At 69.3% G+C, this 18,570-nt stretch carries 22 protein-coding genes; 11 read left to right on the top strand and 11 right to left on the bottom strand.

Annotation, left to right across the window (positions count from 1 at the left end; translation table 11 throughout):
* Positions 1 to 24: 24 nt before the first annotated feature.
* From ACQP1O_RS15750 to ACQP1O_RS15735, 4 genes are all read left to right on the top strand, one after another.
* On the top strand, positions 25 to 840 hold the full coding sequence (locus tag ACQP1O_RS15750) for an alpha/beta fold hydrolase (RefSeq protein WP_433566522.1): 816 nt from the start codon (positions 25 to 27) through the stop codon (positions 838 to 840).
* A gap of 71 nt (positions 841 to 911) precedes the next feature.
* Positions 912 to 1,877, top strand: coding sequence for a DUF1152 domain-containing protein (locus ACQP1O_RS15745; RefSeq protein ID WP_433566521.1), 966 nt, complete (start codon positions 912 to 914; stop codon positions 1,875 to 1,877).
* A gap of 382 nt (positions 1,878 to 2,259) precedes the next feature.
* Positions 2,260 to 2,832, top strand: coding sequence for a hypothetical protein (locus ACQP1O_RS15740; protein WP_433566520.1), 573 nt, complete (start codon positions 2,260 to 2,262; stop codon positions 2,830 to 2,832).
* An 82-nt stretch (positions 2,833 to 2,914) separates the two neighbouring features.
* Positions 2,915 to 3,301, top strand: a complete 387-nt coding sequence (locus tag ACQP1O_RS15735; RefSeq protein WP_433566519.1) for a hypothetical protein — start codon at positions 2,915 to 2,917, stop codon at positions 3,299 to 3,301.
* Positions 3,302 to 3,306: 5 nt separating this feature from the next.
* Here ACQP1O_RS15735 and ACQP1O_RS15730 read toward each other — a convergent pair whose 3' ends face one another.
* Complete coding sequence (locus tag ACQP1O_RS15730; RefSeq protein WP_433566518.1) at positions 3,307 to 4,179, bottom strand: class I SAM-dependent methyltransferase; 873 nt, start codon at positions 4,177 to 4,179, stop codon at positions 3,307 to 3,309.
* A 7-nt stretch (positions 4,180 to 4,186) separates the two neighbouring features.
* Complete coding sequence (locus ACQP1O_RS15725; protein ID WP_433566517.1) at positions 4,187 to 4,711, bottom strand: cupin domain-containing protein; 525 nt, start codon at positions 4,709 to 4,711, stop codon at positions 4,187 to 4,189.
* 170 nt (positions 4,712 to 4,881) lie between these two features.
* On the opposite strand from ACQP1O_RS15725, the gene ACQP1O_RS15720 reads away from it, so the two are divergent.
* On the top strand, positions 4,882 to 5,790 hold the full coding sequence (locus ACQP1O_RS15720; RefSeq protein WP_433566516.1) for a sigma-70 family RNA polymerase sigma factor: 909 nt from the start codon (positions 4,882 to 4,884) through the stop codon (positions 5,788 to 5,790).
* Positions 5,791 to 5,959: 169 nt separating this feature from the next.
* On the opposite strand, the gene ACQP1O_RS15715 is transcribed toward ACQP1O_RS15720, so the two are convergent.
* On the bottom strand, positions 5,960 to 6,808 hold the full coding sequence (locus ACQP1O_RS15715; protein ID WP_433566515.1) for a class I SAM-dependent methyltransferase: 849 nt from the start codon (positions 6,806 to 6,808) through the stop codon (positions 5,960 to 5,962).
* 70 nt (positions 6,809 to 6,878) lie between these two features.
* On the opposite strand from ACQP1O_RS15715, the gene ACQP1O_RS15710 reads away from it, so the two are divergent.
* Entirely contained in the window at positions 6,879 to 7,469 is a 591-nt protein-coding gene (locus tag ACQP1O_RS15710) for a TetR/AcrR family transcriptional regulator (protein ID WP_433566514.1), read from the top strand.
* Between the two features lie 140 nt (positions 7,470 to 7,609).
* Complete coding sequence (locus tag ACQP1O_RS15705; RefSeq protein WP_433567695.1) at positions 7,610 to 7,981, top strand: limonene-1,2-epoxide hydrolase family protein; 372 nt, start codon at positions 7,610 to 7,612, stop codon at positions 7,979 to 7,981.
* A 3-nt stretch (positions 7,982 to 7,984) separates the two neighbouring features.
* Here ACQP1O_RS15705 and nagB read toward each other — a convergent pair whose 3' ends face one another.
* From nagB to ACQP1O_RS15680, 5 genes are read right to left on the bottom strand one after another with little or no spacing between them, the layout of a single operon-like run.
* Positions 7,985 to 8,767 carry a glucosamine-6-phosphate deaminase gene (gene nagB / locus ACQP1O_RS15700; protein WP_433566513.1) on the bottom strand — a complete coding sequence of 261 codons (783 nt, stop codon included), beginning with the start codon at positions 8,765 to 8,767 and terminating at the stop codon, positions 7,985 to 7,987.
* Positions 8,755 to 9,921, bottom strand: coding sequence for an N-acetylglucosamine-6-phosphate deacetylase (locus ACQP1O_RS15695; protein ID WP_433566512.1), 1,167 nt, complete (start codon positions 9,919 to 9,921; stop codon positions 8,755 to 8,757). Before ACQP1O_RS15695 ends, nagB begins: the two co-directional genes overlap by 13 nt.
* On the bottom strand, positions 9,918 to 11,573 hold the full coding sequence (gene ptsP / locus ACQP1O_RS15690) for a phosphoenolpyruvate--protein phosphotransferase (RefSeq protein WP_433566511.1): 1,656 nt from the start codon (positions 11,571 to 11,573) through the stop codon (positions 9,918 to 9,920). Before ptsP ends, ACQP1O_RS15695 begins: the two co-directional genes overlap by 4 nt.
* Entirely contained in the window at positions 11,563 to 11,826 is a 264-nt protein-coding gene (locus ACQP1O_RS15685; protein ID WP_357003343.1) for an HPr family phosphocarrier protein, read from the bottom strand. Before ACQP1O_RS15685 ends, ptsP begins: the two co-directional genes overlap by 11 nt.
* A complete protein-coding gene (locus ACQP1O_RS15680; RefSeq protein ID WP_433566510.1) occupies positions 11,823 to 13,106 on the bottom strand; it encodes a PTS transporter subunit EIIC in 1,284 nt (427 codons plus the stop codon). The genes ACQP1O_RS15685 and ACQP1O_RS15680 overlap by 4 nt, the downstream gene beginning before the upstream one ends.
* 123 nt (positions 13,107 to 13,229) lie before the next feature.
* On the opposite strand from ACQP1O_RS15680, the gene ACQP1O_RS15675 reads away from it, so the two are divergent.
* Together ACQP1O_RS15675 and ACQP1O_RS15670 are read left to right on the top strand one after the other, a co-directional pair.
* On the top strand, positions 13,230 to 13,460 hold the full coding sequence (locus tag ACQP1O_RS15675) for a glucose PTS transporter subunit EIIB (protein ID WP_379387209.1): 231 nt from the start codon (positions 13,230 to 13,232) through the stop codon (positions 13,458 to 13,460).
* Positions 13,461 to 13,465: 5 nt separating this feature from the next.
* Complete coding sequence (locus tag ACQP1O_RS15670) at positions 13,466 to 13,915, top strand: PTS sugar transporter subunit IIA (RefSeq protein WP_433566509.1); 450 nt, start codon at positions 13,466 to 13,468, stop codon at positions 13,913 to 13,915.
* A 102-nt stretch (positions 13,916 to 14,017) separates the two neighbouring features.
* On the opposite strand, the gene ACQP1O_RS15665 is transcribed toward ACQP1O_RS15670, so the two are convergent.
* Together ACQP1O_RS15665 and ACQP1O_RS15660 are read right to left on the bottom strand one after the other, a co-directional pair.
* Complete coding sequence (locus ACQP1O_RS15665) at positions 14,018 to 14,728, bottom strand: GntR family transcriptional regulator (protein ID WP_433566508.1); 711 nt, start codon at positions 14,726 to 14,728, stop codon at positions 14,018 to 14,020.
* 41 nt (positions 14,729 to 14,769) lie between these two features.
* Positions 14,770 to 15,120 carry a hypothetical protein gene (locus ACQP1O_RS15660; protein ID WP_433566507.1) on the bottom strand — a complete coding sequence of 117 codons (351 nt, stop codon included), beginning with the start codon at positions 15,118 to 15,120 and terminating at the stop codon, positions 14,770 to 14,772.
* Positions 15,121 to 15,227: 107 nt separating this feature from the next.
* On the opposite strand from ACQP1O_RS15660, the gene ACQP1O_RS15655 reads away from it, so the two are divergent.
* Positions 15,228 to 16,193, top strand: coding sequence for a quinone oxidoreductase family protein (locus ACQP1O_RS15655; protein WP_433566506.1), 966 nt, complete (start codon positions 15,228 to 15,230; stop codon positions 16,191 to 16,193).
* Positions 16,194 to 16,201: 8 nt separating this feature from the next.
* Here ACQP1O_RS15655 and ACQP1O_RS15650 read toward each other — a convergent pair whose 3' ends face one another.
* On the bottom strand, positions 16,202 to 16,810 hold the full coding sequence (locus ACQP1O_RS15650; RefSeq protein WP_433566505.1) for a TetR/AcrR family transcriptional regulator: 609 nt from the start codon (positions 16,808 to 16,810) through the stop codon (positions 16,202 to 16,204).
* Between the two features lie 80 nt (positions 16,811 to 16,890).
* Here ACQP1O_RS15650 and ACQP1O_RS15645 point away from each other — a divergent pair, with 80 nt between their 5' ends.
* Complete coding sequence (locus ACQP1O_RS15645; protein ID WP_433566504.1) at positions 16,891 to 18,357, top strand: FAD-dependent monooxygenase; 1,467 nt, start codon at positions 16,891 to 16,893, stop codon at positions 18,355 to 18,357.
* The last annotated feature ends 213 nt before the right edge of the window (positions 18,358 to 18,570 follow it).

Below are 18,570 nucleotides of genomic sequence, written 5' to 3'. Positions count from 1 at the left end.
CAATCGAATGAAGGGTTGTTGCGTATGCACATCATGCGCACGTCGGCCGGACGACTGGCCTACGAAGACATCGGCACCGGGCCCACAGTGGTCCTGCTCCACGCCACCCTGCACGACCACCACGACTTCGATCCGATCCTCCCGGCGCTGACCGCGGAGCATCGGGTGATCGCCATCGATTGGCCGGGACACGGTGCGTCCGAACCGAATTCGACCATCACCGCCGCCGCGATCGCCGACACGCTGGCCGAGGTGGTCACGGCACTGGAGCTGGATCCCGCCGTGTTCATCGGCAGTTCGGTCGGCGGATTCGCGGCCGCCCACCTGGCGCTGGAACAACCCGCACGCGTCGCCGGGCTCGTCCTCGTCAATACCGGCGGCTTCGTCCGGCAGACGCCGCTGACCCGGGCCTACTGCAACGTCTACGGCTCCAACCTGATGGCCCGCCGCTGGTTGCCGCACAGCATCCGCAACTACATGAAATCCGTGAGCCCGCACGACGACGCCGTCGTGGAGCGCGCGATCCGCGTGGCAGGCACCGAGATCGGCCGCGCCACCTACTCCGCCCTGTGGCACAGCTTCAACGATCCCCGCTACGACCTCACCGGCCGCGCATCCGAAATCGCGGCACCGACCCTGATCGTCTGGGGCCGCCGCGACCCCGTCCTCTCCCTCCGCTACGGCAGGAAAGCCCACGCCCTGATCCCCGGCTCCGAGCTGCAAGTCCTCCCCACCGGCCACCTGCCCTTCTCTTCCGCCCCCGAACAGTTCCTGGACATCGTCCACCCATTCATCGAATCCGCGTACGCGACACCGGGAGCCGGCCCGTCGACGAAATGACGTGCGGCACGGTCGGCTGATCCGGCCGCGAGATCGGGCACGGACGGCGGGAGTGCTGAATACTTCGACGGATGGGTGCGCTCTCGCTGTTCGACACACCGGCACTGCATCGACTGCGGGATTGCTCGCGGGTCCTGGTTGCCGGTGCCGGGGGCGGGTTCGACGTGCTCAGTGGATTGCCGGTGGCGTTCGCGCTGCAGGAGCAGGGCAAGTCGGTGGTGCTGGCGAATCTCACGTTCACACCGGTCACGCGGACCACGGCCCGGCCGGTCGCGCCCGGGCTGTTCGAAATCGACGCGGAGACCGAGGGTGCGGACGCGTACTTTCCGGAGAAGCACCTCGCGGTGTGGTTGCGCGACAACGGCTTTCCGGATCGGATGTTCCTGATTCGCAAAGGCGGGCCCGCCGATGTCCGGGCGGCCTACGCGTGGTTGGCGCGCGAGCTCCGGCTGGATGGGTTGGTATTGGTCGATGGAGGTACGGATCTCCTGATGACCGGTGATGAAGCCGGATTGGGTACACCGGTCGAGGATGTGACCAGCCTGTTGGCGGCGCGGGCGCTCGACCTGCCCGTCAAGCTGGCCATGTGTGTCGGGTTCGGAGTCGATGCCCACCATGGCGTCTGCCACGCGCATTTCCTGGAAAACGTTGCCGCACTTGCTGGACTCGGTGCTTACCACGGCGTCTTCGCTCTCACGCCAGGCATCGCGGCCGTCGATGCCTGGCTGGCGGCCGTCGACCGGGTTCAGCAGCACACCCCGGGCAAGGAGAGCATCGTCTGCGCGTCGATCACCGACGCCGCCCGCGGCGAATTCGGTGATCACCACTCCCTGGCCCGCACGCGCGGCGAGGGCTCCGAACTTTTCATCAACCCCCTTATGTCGATGGTCTGGGGATTCGACCTGGACGCCGTCGCCGAGCGGGTGCTCTACCGCGACGACATCGCCCACGCCACAACACCATTCGAAGTCGCCGCAGCAATCGAAGCGTTCCGCGACCGCACTCCCCTATGGCCCCGGCGAACGATCCCCGTCTGACGATCGACATCCCCCGTTCACCAGCACAACCGATCAATCGATGGCCATCAGGCGACCGCCCGATAGAGCCAATGGCCGGCGCTCGAATCGAGACGCGTACCCACGATGGCCGACACTCGAGCGAGGTCGTCCGATTCGATTCGGGTTGCGGCCCTGGCAGTTTCCAGGCCTCCGGTGACGGCGAGTATGCACACGGCAACATCCGCGGCGACCTGGCGTATCTCTCGGCTGACAGCGGAAGCGGGCACGCCCGCCGACAGGGCCTTCCGGGCGGGCGGCGCGAGATGCTGCCGAGCGCGAACGGATCCTTCGGGTTGCCGCGGAATTCGGTCTCGTTCAAGAGGTCTCACCGGCCGCGCTCACGGATGAGCGCTGGGAAGCAGTGCTCTGGGACGTCGCCCCCAGGGTGCTCGCGGAAGGTGCCGCCACGCCGGCTGTGCGTATCGCGGTGCGCCGGCAGTTGCGGCGGCTGCGGTCACCTCGGGCATCGGCCTGGGCCCGGGCGCACGCCGACCTGAACAGCTCGATCGGTGGCGCAGCGCTGTCACTGCTCACAGATATCGCCGAAAAATCAGATGCGCCACGGTTGTTCGATTGTCTCGAGGCCACCCGTGGTGGCGGCGACGACTACATCTATGACCAGTGCAGTCTGGTCGACGCCCTGGGCCGGCTCGATCACGTGCCCGCGGTCCCTGTCGTCGAAGCGATCTTCGACTCCACTGTCTATTCCTATCTCAGGATCCGGTGCGCCGAGGCGCTGAGCCGCCTCTCGACCGATTTCCCGCGTGGCCGAGCCATCGAATGCCTCACGGATTGTGAAGAACGGACCCGCGAGATCGCGATAAGGCACGCCGATATGTCGGTTCCAGGGGTGCGGGAACGACTGGGCCTGATTGCGGCCGATCCGATGGAGGCGGACGAGAACCGCCGGGCCGCGACGACAAGGATTTCATAAGAGACCCACTGGGTGCCGTGGATAGCTTCGTCTCATCCGATCAGCCATTCGGGCGGTGGAATTCAAACGGAGGTCAGGCATCATGTGGAACGTTCACAACGGCGGGCGTGGTCTGGTGGCGAAGGCAGCGGCACCGGTGGCCGCTGCCGCGGTCGGGGTGGCGGCCATCGTGCTGGCCGCGGCACCGGCCCAGGCCCAGTCCAATCATCCGAATTCGTGCATCGTGGTGCAGAACCACGCCGGACGCACCACCACCGTGACCATGAACTACCCGGCGGGCTACAACGGGTCCTGGACGATCTACCCGAACGACCTGAGCCTGCTGCTCTACAACGATCAGCCGGTGCAGTCGCCGACGGGTGATTTCAACATTCAGAAGGACTCGGACCTGCAGGCTGTCTGGAACTACGACCCGAACCGCGACACCAACCGCGGCTGCAACGGCTCCTGGGTCGTCACACTGAACTGACCGGATCAGCGCCGATCGGCGATGACGATGTGACCGTCGGCGCGGACCGAGGTGCGTTTGCCCTCGATTCCCGCCTCGACCGCGACCGATTGCAGGTCGCGGTCGGCGGTGACGGAGAAGCCGTGTTCGGCGAGCAATGCGGCCATCGCCGCGGGGGTCCAGCTCGAACGCTGCGGTTCGCCGGCCATCGGATTGGTTCTGCCGGAGACGGAGAGCAACACCTCCATGGCCTTGCGGCCGTAGTGGTACACCCGATTGGGGGTCGGGTAGGTGATGACCAGACGGCTGCCGGTGGCACTGCGCTTCGCCACCTCGGTGACGGTCTCGGCGACCTCGGCGGGCGTCAGGTAGGGGACGACGCCCTCCCAGATCCAGGTGGTGGGCCGCGTCTCGTCGTGGCCGGCTGTGGTGAGGGCGGCCCCGAGGGAGTCCCTGCCGAAATCGACCGGGACGAAACGGACGTCCGCCAGAGCTTCCCGCTCCCCCAGCCGATCCCGCTTCTCGGCCTGGGAGGCCGGATGATCCACCTCGAACACGGCGACTCCCGCCAGTTCGGGCATGCGCCAGGCGCGTGCGTCCAGCCCCGCGCCCAGGATCACCAGTTGCGGATGCGCGCTCTCCCGCACCGCATCGTCGATGGCGACCGTGCGGGCCGCCAGCACTTCCGAAGTGGCGGAGAGCAATTCGTACTCCATCCGCGCGCCGAACCCCTTCGGCACCGCGCCCGCGCGCACGAGATCGACCAGTTCGCGTTCGCCGTCGACCAATAATTCGACCGCGACCGGGTCGGAGAACCGCCCGACGCCCATTCGCCCGTCCGCCACGGCGCGGCCCTGGCAGACCAGGACCGCTGTCCGGCTCGCTGCACGCTCGGTCACGGGTTCATTATCGGCGCCGGCGCCATGGTTCGCCCGCCGCCGGGTCGATCCGGGATTCGCGCCAGAGCGGGCTGTCGACGAAGTGATTGTCGAAACGCTCCTGGGTGCGCAGGATTTCGAGCGGATCGCCGTCACCGCGGCGGAGCCGCTCACCCATCCGGAAGTATTCGAAGCGTTCGATGCCGGGCGTGAACACGATCAGCACATCGGCCGCCGAATCGGCGGGGGCGGCCCAGGCGTGCACCATGGCGGGCGGAACCAGCAGGAAATCCCCCTCACCCATGGTGAGGATCTCCTCCCCAGCCAGTACCCTCAGCGTGCCGCCCAGCAGGAAGAACAGTTCGGCGGATGTGGTGTGGAAGTGCGGCGGCGGGCCGTCGGTGCCGGCGGGCAGGACCGCGCGGTTGGCGCTGAGCTTTCCGCCGGTCATCTCGTGGTCGGCGTACAGGTGCACGCCCAGGCCCGGCAGCTGTTCGGCCTCGCCGGCCCGGATGAACAGGGCGCGGTCCGCGCCGGAGGGTGTGGTGGTCATGGTCGGCCTCCTCGGCCCCGGGGACCCTCCCCGGACGACAACACAGAGGCACGGTGACCGCGAACAGTGACATGGGCGCGGGTTTCGGTGACACGGAACACGATCCGGCCCACCATGTCACAGTTTCCGGGCCGCCCGGCTCTTCGGTGGCGAGAGAAGGGAGACGAATCATGACGGCACAGCCACCGCACGCGGCCTCCGACGAGGTCACCGCGCGCTTTCTCGACTACCGCGAACTGCTGTTCGCGGTCGGATACAACATGCTCGGCAGCGTCGCCGATACCGAAGACGTGCTCCAGGAGGCATGGCTGGCGTGGGCGGCGCGGCACCGTGACCCCGCCGCGGCACCGGTCCACAATGCCCGCGCCTACCTGGTCCGGGTGGTCGCCAACCACGCCCTGGCGCGGCGCACCGAGATAGGCAGACGACGCGAAACCTATGTCGGCCCTTGGCTTCCCGAACCGCTGGTCACCACCGAGGACGAGGTGTCCGGCGTCGTGGAACGCAAGGAATCGCTGTCCATGGCGGTCCTCGTGGTCCTGGAAACCCTGTCCCCGCTCGAGCGCGCGGTCTTCGTCCTGCACGATGTGTTCGGCTTCGGCCACCCCGAGATCGCGACCATGCTCGACCGCTCCCCCACCGCGGTCCGCCAGCTCGCCTCCCGCGCCCGCAAGCACATCCACGAGCGCCGGCCTCGCCGGCGTGACCAGCACTTCGAGGCCGGGCTGAGCGAGCGCCTGGCAGAGGCCACCCTGCGCGGTGACCTCGCCACCATGCTCGAGGTCCTCGCCCCCGACGTCACCCTGTGGACCGACAGCGGCGGCGCGGGCCGGGCCCAGAGCCTGGAACCCGTTCACGGCCGCGACCGGGTCGCCGCGGTCTTCATGGCCGTGGCCGCCGACCTCCCCGCCGGGCATCTGGCCCTTCGCTACCGCTGGGTGGCCGAAGACCCCTGCGTCGTGGTGTTCTCCGACGAGAGCCCCCTGGCGGCCGTCGTGGTCGACCTGGACCCCACGGGCACCCGAATCCAGACGATCTACTCGATCACCAACCCGCACAAGCTATCCCGGATCACCTGATGGCACACCGGACAGCCACCGCAACGCCGGCACGCACACGGGCACGGTGAGGGTGGACCCGGCCCTGCGGATGCTCCCGGACGCAGGCCGCAGGGTCGCGGTGCACAGCCGAGCATGTGACCGGACTGCCTCGAGCTGCTCGATCACGAACCCGCACAGGCTTTTCGGATCACCGCGGTGCGGTCGGGGCGGATCGGCCGGGTCGCAGTGCGGCTGTGACGACGACGGTGGCGTAGGAGACGGTGAAAGCGCCGCCGAGGGCGTCGATGGCCGCGCCGATGCCGTCGAGGACGGCGGTGAGGGTGTCGGGTGGGGTCTGGGTGAGGGTGCCGTGGGTGGGGATCTGGTCGAGCCATTCGTCGCGGGTGTAGGTGTGGCGCCAGTCGAACTGCCACTGCTGGGGGTCGCTGAAGGCTCCGGATTCTCGGATTCCCTTGGCCACCTTGTCGAGTATCGGCTGATAGATCTCGAGGGCGGGGCGGTCGGCGACCCGCGCGACGGGTGTGTCCGGCAGCAGGCGGCGATAGACCGCGGCGAAGGCCGCGGCCGCGTCGGGCGGCAGCTGGGCGAGCGGCCAGAAGGCGGCGAGCCGGCCGCCGGGGCGCAGGACCTGCACCGCCCGGGCCGTGCCCCGCACCGGATCGACCCAGTGCCAGGCGGTTCCGGCGATCACGGCGTCGAAGGTGCGGCCGGCCGGATCCCAGTCCTCGAAGGTACCGACCTCGACATCGACGCCGGTCTCGCGGGCGAATTCGGCCATGCGGGCATCGGGTTCGACGCCGAGCACCGTGCATCCGGCATCGCGGAACTGCCTGGTCGCGATACCGGTTCCGCAGCCGACGTCGAGGACATCCTTGCCGGGGCTCGCCGTGAGGATGCGCTCGATCATGGCGGGGGGATACGCCGGGCGGGTGCGGTCGTAGCGGGCGGCGTCGATACCGAACGACTCCGCGATCTGCCGGGCGAGATGGGGGCTCTGGTCTGCGGATTCGGGGCCTGAGGGCGGTAGAGTGACCATGCGCCCACTCTAAGTGGGCACTTGCCCACTCCGCAACGGATTGGGTCCGGCCGACGTGAAGGAGTGCGGGGTGCCCACCGGGGTGGCCATTCGGGATGCACGGGAGCAGTTGTTCGACGCGGCCGAGCGGATTTTGTTGCGCGAGGGGCCGAGCGGGCTGACGAGCCGGTCCGTCACCGCCGAGGCGGGGTGCGCGAAAGGCGTGCTGCACCGGCATTTCGCCGACTTCGACGGATTCCTCGCCGAGCTGGTCGAGGACCGGATCGTCCGGGTGGAGCGGCTCGGCGCCGCACTGCGCGACCGGGCCGGGGAGGCCACGGTGCCGGGCAATCTCACCGAGGCGCTGACCGCCGTGTTCGAGACGGTGGCGGTGGCCATCGTCAGCCTGGTCACCTATCGGGACGAGCTGCGTGCCCGGCTGCGGCAGCGCCGGCCGGTCGGTGTCCCCGTCCTGACCGAGGCCACCGAGCTGATCGCCGGATACCTCGCCGCCGAGGTCGCCAAGGGCCGCCTCGCGGCCACCTGCGATGCCGATCTGCTCGCTCGCACGCTGATCGGATCGGGACATCTGCTCTTCGCCGACCGCACCGCGGCCCGGCCCGAGACCGAGGCCGTGCACGCCATGGTGACCGCGATCCTGGGTGGAGCGCTGACGTCCTGAAACACCGAGACGCGGACAGGTGAGAGTCTCACTGCGAGACCACCCTTGACACCGTCGGGGCCGCCGGGAAATTTGGCCCCTGCAGTTCAGGTCACCCGTACGAAAGGTCTCCCACCGCAGTGAGCATCGACCACACGACCCTGTCCCCCGCCGAGATCGTCACCGCCCTGTGCGCCGAATGGCGTACCGGCACACCGGAATCCATCGCCGAGTTCTTCACCGAGGACGCCGTCTACCACAACATTCCGATGCAGCCGTTCGTCGGCAAGGCCGCGATCCTGGAGTTCCTGCGCGGCTTCATCGGCGCGTTCGGCGGCATCGACTTCGACATCCACCACCAGGCCGTCACCGGCAATGTCGTGCTCAACGAGCGCACCGACCGATTCACCCTCGGCGACAACCACATCGAGCTGCCGGTGACCGGGGTGTTCGAGGTCAGCGACGGCCGGATCTCCGCGTGGCGGGACTACTTCGACATGGCCCCGTTCACCGCCATGCAGCAGGGCGCGTAGGGCTCAGAAGCTCTGCCAGGAGGGCTTGTTCGCCACCGCGAACCGGTAGTAGTCGGCGGCCTTCAGGCGCGCCGCCGCGTCCGGGTCGACGATGACCGTGACGTGCGGGTGCATCTGCAGGATCGACGCCGGGCAGAACGCGGAGAGCGGGCCCTCCACCGCGGCGGCGACCGCTTCGGCCTTGCCCGCGCCGGTGGCGATCATGAGGAGATGGCCGGCGTCGCCGATGGTTCCGAGGCCCTGGGTGAGGACGTGGGTGGGCACCTGCGCCAGATCGCCGTCGAAGAAGCGCGCGTTGTCCTCGCGGGTCGTCGGGGTCAGGGTCTTGACCCGGGTACGTGAGCGCAGCGAGGAGCCCGGCTCGTTGAAGCCGATGTGCCCGTTCGCGCCGATGCCCAGGATCTGCACGGCGATGGGCCCGTTCTCGGCGATGGCGCGTTCGTAGGCGGCCGCGGCCGCCGGGATGTCGGCGGCATTGCCGTCGGGGCTGTGGACGTCGGTGTCGGCGAAGTCGACGTGCGAGGTGAACTCGTCACGGATGAATCGCCGGTAGGACTGCGGATGTCCCGGCGGCAGGCCGATGTACTCGTCGAGCAGGAACGCCTGCACGCCGGCGAAGCTCAGGCCCTCCTCGCGATACTGCCGGATGAGCTCCCGGTAGGCGCCCAGCGGTGAGGAGCCCGTGGCCAGCCCGATGGCACGGGCGCCCCGGCGCACGTGGTCGGCCATGATGCGGCCGGCCAGCACACCGGCCTCGGCCGCGCTGTCGGTGATCACGAGTTCCATGGCGTTCCATCCTTGTACACGGTCACGGGATTGAGGTGGTGGTCGGCGACCAGGATGTCGGCGCGCAAGCCCGGAGCCAGCGCGCCGATGTCGTCGGCCATGCCGAGCAGGCGGGCCGGGGTGGCGCACGCGGCGGTGGCCGCCGCGGTGAGTTCGACGCCCGCGTGGAAGACGGTGCGGCGCAGCACTTCCGCGGCGGTGGCGGTGCCGCCGGCGATGGCGCCCTCCCCGTCCGGGTGGTAGATGCGCGAGATGCCCTCCCGCACCACGACATCCAGGCTGCCGAGCTGGTAGCGCCCGTCGGGTTGCCCGGCGGCGGCCATGGCGTCGGTGATGAGGGCCAGATTGTCCGGACCGATGGTGTCGAAGACCATGCGCACGGTGCCGTCGACCAGGTGCACGCCGTCGCCGATGACCTCGGCCACCACATCCCCGCGTCCCGCCGCGGCCATGGCGGCGGTGAGGAAGTTGGCGTCGCGGTGCGCCAGCTCGGGCATGGCATTGAACAGATGAGTGATGGACACCCGCCCGCCGCGGCGCATGGCGTGCACGGACTGCTCGTAGTCGGCGACGGTGTGTCCCAGGGAGAGAATCACATTCGCGTCGGCGAGCACGTCCGCGAGGGCGTCGAAGTTCGCCGTTTCCGGGGCCACGGTCACCGACACGACGCGGCCGCCCGCGTAGTCGAGGAGCCGCTCCAGCAATGCCGGATCACCGGCGATGATCCGATCGGGATCGTGGGCTCCGCGCCGGTGCTCGCTGATGAACGGGCCTTCGAGGTGGATGCCCAGAAGCAGGCCGTCGTCGATGGCCTTGCCGAGCACGTCGATCCGGTCGCGCAGTTCGGTCTCGGTGGCGGAGACGAGGGAGGCGACCAGCGTGGTGGTGCCGCGGCGGCGATGGAAGTTCGCGGCGGCGGCCACGCCCTCGGGATCGGTTTCCGGGAAGCCGAATCCGCCGCCGCCGTGACAGTGCACGTCGATCAGCCCCGGCAGGATGATCGGCGGCTCGTCCGGCAGTTCCGGCAGGTCACCGCCGAATCCCGTTGCCGGGCCCACATAGTCGAGGCGCGCCCCGTCGAACGACACCACCCCGTCGGCGAGCTCGCCCGCCTCGGTGAGGGTGACGACCCGGCCGCGCAGGGTGGTCGTCACGTATCTCGCCCCAATGCCCGGCGCGCGGCCTGGTGCGCGTCGTCGGCGGTGCGGGCCGAGCGCACCGCTGCCGCCGCCGCTCGGCACTGCTCGAGGGTGACCTCGCCGAGCTGGGCCCGGACGCCCGCGATCGAGCGGGGCGCCATGGACAGTGTCTCGACGCCGAGACCCACCAGCACACAGGCGAATTCGGGATTCGACGCGGATTCGCCGCAGACCCCGACCTTGACGCCGCGCTTCCGCGCGCCGGTCACCGTCATGGCGATGGTCGCGGCCAGCGCGGGCTGCCACGGATTGTGCAGCGCCGCCAGCGACGACGCCATGCGGTCCGCGCCGAACAGGTACTGCGACAGGTCGTTGGTGCCGATGGAGAAGAAGCCCACCTCCGCACCGAGCTGCTCCGAACACAGTGCGGCGGCCGGGATTTCGACCATGATGCCGCAGGTGTCGATCCCGGCGTCCCGGGCGCGGGCGGCGAAGTAGCCCGCCTCCTCCGCGGTCGCGACCATCGGCGCCATGACCTGCACCGGCGTGCCGACCTGCCGGGCCGCGGTGTCGATGGCCGTGAGCTGGTCGAGCAGTGTCCCCTCATCGACGCTGCTCAACCGCAGACCGCGCGCGCCCAGCGCCGGGTTCTCCTCAGCCGGCAGGTCCAGGAACGGCAGCGGCTTGTCGGATCCGGCATCGAGGGTGCGGACCGTGACCGGCCGCTCGCCCATGACTCGGAAGATCTCGGCATACTGCTCGGTCTGCTCGGCCACCGTCGGGGCCGACTTGCGGTCCAGGAACAGGAATTCGGTCCGGAACAGGCCGACACCCTCGGCGCCGAGTTCGACCGCCAGCCGCGCATCGGCCGCGGAGCCGACATTGGCCAGCAGCGGTACGGCGTGGCCGTCGGCGGTCCGGCCCGGACCGGTCGGCGCGGCCGCCTGCCGGGCCCGCAGCGCGAGCACTTCCTCACGACGCGCGGCGGTCGGCTCGACCTCGACCACGCCGGCCGTGCCGTCGAGCACGACTTCGGTGTCCTCGGCGATCCCGGCCGCGTCCGGTGCGGCGACCACGGCCGGAATACCCAGTGCCTTGGCCAGAATGGCGGTGTGCGAGGTCGGCCCGCCCGCCACCGTGAGCAGCCCGATCACCCGCTCCGGGTCCAGCGTCGCGGTGTCGGCGGGCGCCAGATCCTGCGCGGCGAGCACGAAAGTCGTGGCACTGTCCGGGATCCCGGGCGGATCCACCCCGAGCAACTCGGCCACCACCCGCTGGCCCACATCCCGCAGATCCGCGGCCCGTTCGGCCATCATGCCGCCGAGCGCGGCCAGTTGCGCCCCGAAGTGGGCCACCGCCTCGGTCACCGAGTGCGCGGTCGGCGTCCCGCCCCGGATCTCGGCGCGCACCTGATCCAGCAGTGCCGGATCCGCGGCCAGCGCCGAGGTCATGAACAGGATGTCCGCCGCCGGGCCCTGCGCGTCGAGGGCCTGCGCGGTATACCGGCCGGCGACCGTCTCGAAAGCGGCCTCCGCGCGGGCGATTTCGGCCTCGACGTCACTCCCGGGCGGGTCGTCCGGGCCGGTGACCGGCGCGGGTGCCAGCCACTTCACCGACCCGACGGCGATCCCGGGAGCGGCGGCGACACCGCGCACCTCACGCGTCAAGATCTGTCTCCAGCATCGCCACCAGCGTATCGAGGGCCGCGTCGGCGCCGTCCTCGGCGTGCAGGGTGACGGTGTCGCCCTGCTTGACGCCCAGGGTCATCACCTGCAGCAGGCTGTTGGCGGCGACGGGGTCCTTGCCGCCGACCGAGATCTGGACCGGGACACCGGCCTCCCCGGCGGCCTTGGCGAACAGGGCAGCGGGCCGGGCGTGCAGTCCGGTCTCGGACGCGACTACGGCGGTGCGGGTGATCATGCTGCGATGTTCTCCTTCTCGATCTCGGACTCGTCCGGTTCCCGGCCGGGTGTCGGCAGGTTCCAGCGCTTGATGATGAAGCTGAAGGTGACGTAGTACAGGGCCGCGTAGCCGAGTCCGATCGGGATCAGCAGCAGCGGATGGGTGGCCTTGCCGAAGTTCAGCAGATAGTCGATGGCACCGGCCGAGAAGGTGAACCCGTCGTGGATCCCGAGCGCATTCGTGAGCGCCAGCGAGGTGCCGGTGAAGAACGCGTGGATCACCAGCAGCGGCCAGGCCACGAAGATGAACGAGAACTCCAGCGGCTCGGTGATGCCGGTCAGGAACGCGGTCAGACCGGTCGACAGCATGATGCCGCCGATCATCTTGCGGTGCTCGGGGCGGGCGTGGCGCCAGATGGCGATGGCCGCGGCGGGCAGGCCGAACATCATGATCGGGAAGAAGCCGGTCATGAAGGTGCCGGCCGAGGGGTCGCCGGCCAGGAAGCGCGGGATGTCGCCGTGCGCGCCGTGGTAGTCGCCGATGACGAACCACACCACCGAGTTGATGATGTGGTGCAGGCCCAGCGGCAGCAGCATGCGGTTGGCGAAGCCGAAGATGCCGCCGCCCGCGACCGAGTTGTCGGCGACGGTGGTGCCCAGCCAGGTCAGCGCGGAATTGAAGGCGGGGTAGATGAACGACATGAGCACGCCGATCACGACGGCCGCGCACGCGGTCAGGATCGGCACCAGGCGGCGGCCGGAGAAGAACCCCAGGTAGTCGGGTAGCTGGGTGCGATGGAAGCGCTGCCACAGCGTGGCCGTGGTCAGGCCCATCACGATGCCGCCGAGGACGCCGAAGTTGACGAGCTGTGCGGCCGGGGCCTTTGCGACGTCGACGACCGGGCAGTTCCAGTGCGCCGCCCGGAACAGCCAGCCCAGGACCGGGCCGCAGCTGCCGTCCAGCACCACCGGTGACATGGCCTTGAGGACACCGGTGAAGGCGAGGTAGCCGACCACCGCCGCGAGCGCGGTGGAACCGTCGGCCTTCTTCGCCCAGCCGATGGCGATGCCGACCGCGAACAGCAGCGGCAGGTTGTCGATGAGGGTGCCGCCCGCGCCGGCGAGCACGGCGGCGACGGACCGCATCGGCGAGAACCGGCCGAGCATGTCGTCCTGCCCTAGCCGGAGCAACAGTCCGGCAGCGGGTAGCGTGGCGATCGGCAGCATCAAGCTGCGGCCGAGCTTCTGCAGTCCGGATAGATCGAGCTTCTTGCGGGAGCTCTCGACGGCATCGGCCATGGATGGTCCTCAGTCTGTGAATGGAGTCACGCGTACTGTTCATTGTCAGCTAGCGTCACTGGTTATAACCAGACATATACTGGTTATAACCAGCTTTGTCTACTCGACACGCACGGAGGAAAAATGTCGAAAGTGGATCAGATCATCGCCGGACTGGGTGGCGCGGGCAACATTGTCGAGGTGGAGGGCTGCATCACCCGCCTGCGCTGCGAGGTGAAGGATGCGAACCTGGTCGACGAGAAGGCACTGAAGGCCGCAGGGGCGCACGGCGTCGTCAAGATGGGTGACGCTGTTCAGGTCGTGGTCGGGCCGAGCGCCGACGCCCTGGCCGAAGACATCAACGACCTCATCTGACCGCCATGAGCACCGAGATTCTCGCACCGCTCGACGGCCGTGCCATGCCCCTGTCCGAGGTTCCCGATCCGGTCTTCTCGGCCGAGATGGTGGGCGCCGGCGTGGCCATCGAACCCCTCGACACCGATGCCGCCACCACCGTGGTCGCCCCTGTCACCGGATCGATCGTGAAGTTGCACCCGCACGCCGCGGTCATCGTCACCGACGACGGCACCGGCGTGCTGCTGCACGTCGGCATCGACACCGTCGGCAAGCCGGACATCTTCGAGGTGAAGGCGGCCGAGGGAGATCGGGTCACCGCGGGTGATCCGCTGATCAGCTTCTCCCCCAACGCCATTCGCCGCCTCGGCCTGAGCGCGGCCGTGCCGGTGGTGGTCATGGACAGCAGCCCGGGATCGGCGCGGAACGCCCTCACCGGCCCGGTCACCACGGGCTCGGTGCTGTTCTCCATGTGAGACGGGAACGACTCCGCACCAGTCGAAAAGAGGCGCACCCAGCCGAAAAGGATTGAGCCGCTGCCCGATCGGGCGGCGGCTCGTTCATTGCCGAGAGGCCGGTCAGCTGTCCTCGGCCGAGACGGTCATGTAGACCTGGTACCGATCGGCCCGGTACCAGGACTGCGCGTGCTCCACGGCCCGATCGCGCGAATACGAGATCCGGTCGAAAGCCAGTAGCGGCGAGCCGGTTTCGGTGCCCAGCCAGCCCGCGTGCCGCTCATCGGCGGCCACCGCGCGCACGCTCTGCTCGGCGCGGTCGATCGGGCAGTCGTACTCGTGGGAGAACAGCGCGTAGAGCGACTGCGTCAGTTCGTGATCCAGCAGCTCCGGCAGCAGATCGGCGCGGTACCAGCCGTCGTCGATGGACATGGGCAGCCCGTCGGCCAGCCGCAGCCGAACCAGGTGGTACGCCTTGGTATTCGCGGTCAGACCCAGCGCGGTCGCCGAGGCCGGCGGCGGCACCGCATGATCGGTGTGCAGCACCACCGTGCTCGGGGTGCGGCCCAGCCGGCGCATGTCGTCGGTGAACGAGGCCATGTGCAATCGGGAACGGGCCACCCGCTCGGCGACGAAGGTGCCCTTGCCGGGGACGCGCGTGATGACGCCCTCGGATTCGAGCTGACCCAGTACCTCGCGCACGGTCATGCGGCTGACCCGGTAGTCGTCGCACAACTGGCGTTCGCTGGGCAGCATTTCACCGGGACGCAGATTCGCACACAGGGTGGTGAGCGCCGAACGCAGTTGCGCTTGCTTGGTCACACGCCCTGACACGTCGATCCGGTCCTTTCCGCCCCCGCCGGCTGCGGGCGCGGTCACTTCTCGTTGCGCGCCTTGGGGAATCGCTTCTGGTTTGCGACCCAGCCTGCCATCTTGGCCCAGTGGCCCTTCGCCGGGGTGACCTTGGAGATGAGCTCGCGGTCCCACTCCTCGGTCTCGGACAGGCCGTTCACGGTCTCCACGAGGGACTTGGCGGCCGCCATGGATCCGACGACGCGGTCACCCAGGACGCCGTCGGCGCCGACCAGGGTGACGCGGACGCCGACGCGGCCGATGGGCTGCAGCACCGCGGTCGCGGAACCGCCGTGCTCGGCGACGAATCCCTTCACGGAATCCACGACGGACGGCGACAGCTTCTCGGATACCGGGGCGGTGGTAGCGCTCATGCGCTGCAGTTTACCCACGGGTAATTCAGCGTCCATGAACCGCCGCGCATCTCACACTGCGCGAGCCGCCGCGCACCGCGTGGCCGCGGCGATGTAAGACTGACTCCATGCGCGCCATCCAGGTTTCCGAGCACGGCGGTCCCGAAGTCCTGCGGTACGTGGAGGTGCCGGATCCGCAGGCCGGGCCCGGGCAGTTGCTGGTGCGGACGCAGGCGAGCGGAATCAACTTCATCGACACCTACATTCGGACCGGGCGGTATCCGCAGGCGGTGCCCTACATTCCGGGATCCGAGGGCAGCGGTGTGGTCACCGCGGTCGGGCCCGACGTCACCGAGTTCCGGGTCGGGGACCGGGTGGCCTGGGCGGCCGCGCCGGCCGGTTACGCCGAGCAGGTGGTCGTGCCTGCGGCCGTGGCGATTCCGGTGCCCGACGGGGTGGATGCGCCGGTGGCGGCGTCGGCGCTGTTGCAGGGCATGACGGCGCACTATCTGATCGAGTCGATCTACCAGCCCGAGCCGGGCGAGAGCGTGCTGGTGCACGCCGGAGCCGGTGGCGTCGGGCTGATCCTGACGCAGCTGCTGGCAGCGCGCGGGGTCCGGGTGATCACCACGGTGTCGACCGACGACAAGGAGAAGCTGTCGCGGGACGCCGGGGCGGCCGAGGTGCTGGGTTACGACGAGGACATCGCGGCGCGGGTACGGGAGCTGACCGACGGGGCGGGCGTGGCCGCGACCTATGACGGCGTGGGCGCGTCCACCTTCGAGTCCAGCCTGGCGGCCACCCGGATTCGCGGCATGGTGGCGCTGTTCGGCGCGGCCAGCGGGCCGGTGCCGCCGTTCGATCTGCAGCGGCTCAATCCGCTGGGCTCGCTGTTCGTGACCCGTCCGACGCTGGCGCACTACACCCGGGATCGGGCCGAATTGCTGTGGCGCGCAGGCGAGATCATGAACGCCATCGCCGACGGCACGCTGCACATCCGGATCGGCGGCAGCTATCGGCTGGCGCAGGCCGAGCAGGCGCACCGGGATCTGGAGGGACGCCGGACCACCGGTTCGATCGTGTTGGTGCCCTGAGGTTTTCGTCAGTCGAGATCGTGGCCGGTGAGGCCGCGGTAGACGAATCGGGTGAGGGCGTCCACGGCCTGCTCGTCGGTGAGCGCCAGGCCGCCCTCCTCCACCGCCTGCAACAGGCCGGTGGCCGAGACGAACATCATCGCCAGGGTGGCGTCGGCGGAGCCGGGTAGGCGCAGGCCGGCGGGGGCGAAACCGTCGAGGTGGTCGGCCACCTCGTCACGCTGCTCGGTGGCGAAACGCGCTGCGATGCGGGCGAAGTCGTCATTGACCAGGGCCGCCTGCTGGACGGCGCGCAGGACCGGCCAGTTCGTGCGGGCGAAGGACCAGTAGCTCGCGATGTGGTAGCGCACCGACTCCGGGTCGGTGAAGTCGGCGGTGTGCGCCGGGTCCTCGGCGGAGGTATCGCTCTCGTCGGCAAGGTCTTTCAGCAGCGACTGGAGCAGCTCTTCCTTGCTCGCGAAGTGGTTGTAGAACGAGCCCGCGGCCCGGCCCGCGGCCGCGGTGATGTCGGTGATCTTGGTGTTGAGGTAACCGCGGTCGGCGAACAGCTGCCGGGCGGCGTGCTTGAGCGCCTGTTCGGTCTCGGCCGACTTCTCACTGCGGCGGGCTGCCACCATCCACCTCCTTGACAGCGGAAGGTACCACCCACAATACTGAATTCACATTCAGTGAATTCAGATTCAGTATTGGAGTTACCATGAATCCGCAGGTCCTCGTCGCGGGAGCCGGGCCGACCGGGCTCGCCCTCGCCATCGATCTGGCCCGTCGCGGCATCGGGGTCCGCATTGTCGACAAGGCCGGCGAATTCTTCGCCGGGTCGCGCGGGGACGGGCTGCAGCCGCGCACCCTCGAGGTGTTCGACGATCTCGGGGTGCTCGACGCGGTGCTCGCCCAGGGCGCGCCGCAGGCACCGCTGCTGGTGCACCTGGACGGGCAGTTCGTGATGGAGCGGCGGATGAGCGCTTGGCGGGAGCCCACATCCGCGGTGCCGCACCCGAATCCGTGGGTACTGGCCCAGGCCGACACCGAGCGGGTGCTGCGCGAGCGGCTGGCCGAGTTCGGGGTGCGCGTCGAAACCGCCACGGCCGTGGTCGATTTCAGCGCGGACACCGACGGGGTGACCGTAATGCTCGAGCACGCGGGTGCGACCGGGACCGTGCGGGCCGACTATCTGGTCGGCGCGGACGGCGGGCGCAGCGTCGTGCGCAAGAAGCTGGGGATTCCGTTCGAGGGCAGCACCGACGAGTCGATCCGCATGCTGCTCGGGGACCTGTGCGCGGATGCGCTCGATCACTCGGTCGGGTACTGGTTCGCCGACAGCTCCTCCCCCATGGACGGCATCGCACTGATGCCGCTGCCGGGTGGGCGAAAGTTCCAGTTCGCGACCGGCCTGAACACCGAGTCCGGCACCGAGCTGGCGGACCTGCAGGACCATCTCACCCGGCGTTCCCGCCGTGACGACATCGTTCTGAGCGACCTGACCTGGTCGACGGTGTGGCGGCCGAATGTCCGTCTCGCACAGCGGTATCGGGCCGGGCGGGTGTTCCTGGCCGGAGACGCCGCGCACGTGCATCCGCCGACCGGCGGGCAGGGGCTCAACACCGGTGTGCAGGACGCCTACAACCTCGGCTGGAAACTCGAAGCCGCGCTGCGCGATCCGGGGCCTGCGAGCGAGGCGCTGCTGGACAGCTACGAGTCCGAGCGCCGCACCGTGGCCGCGCGGATCCTCGGCTTGAGCAGCGAGCTGCTCGACAAGACCGTGAAGGGTGATCCGGATGCCATGGATCGCGAGGGCACCCATCAGCTCGACATCAGCTACCGGCACAGCGGCGACGATGCGGCGGGGCTCCGGGCCGGTGACCGCGCCCCCGACGCACCCCTGGTCGATGCCAACGGAAAGACCGTGCGGCTGTTCGATCTGTTCCGCGGTCCCCACGCCACATTACTGCTGTTCGGCCCGGACACGACGGCCGATCACGCCGGATCCCCCGTGACGGACCTGCGGACCGTGCGCGTGGTCCGGGCGGAATCCGCCTCCGGCAATGGTGAATTCACCGACGCCGCGGGTGACGCGCAGCAGGCCTACGACGCGGCCGACGGCAGCTGGGTGCTCGTCCGCCCCGACGGATATGTCGGATCCCGCAGCACGCCTACCGAGCGGTAGCTGCCGGAGTTCGCATTCCGGGCGTATCGGGCCGAAGCCCCTGGAATCCCGAGTCCTGGGCCGACCGTGCAGAATGATCATGCTGCCGCGCAAGACGATTCGCTGAGACCGAACATTTTCGGCCACACGAGGGTGCCGCGACCCCGTAAGGTGGTCGCGGCGAGGGTTCGGGCGGCCGGCAGGTAGAGGCGCATCGGTCAGAGGTGGTTCTGG

Origin of the sequence: Nocardia sp. CA-151230 (assembly GCF_050942175.1) — a bacterium.
In the GTDB taxonomy this organism is placed as follows: Bacteria; Actinomycetota; Actinomycetes; order Mycobacteriales; family Mycobacteriaceae; genus Nocardia.
This window is presented reverse-complemented; position numbering and strand designations above follow the sequence as displayed.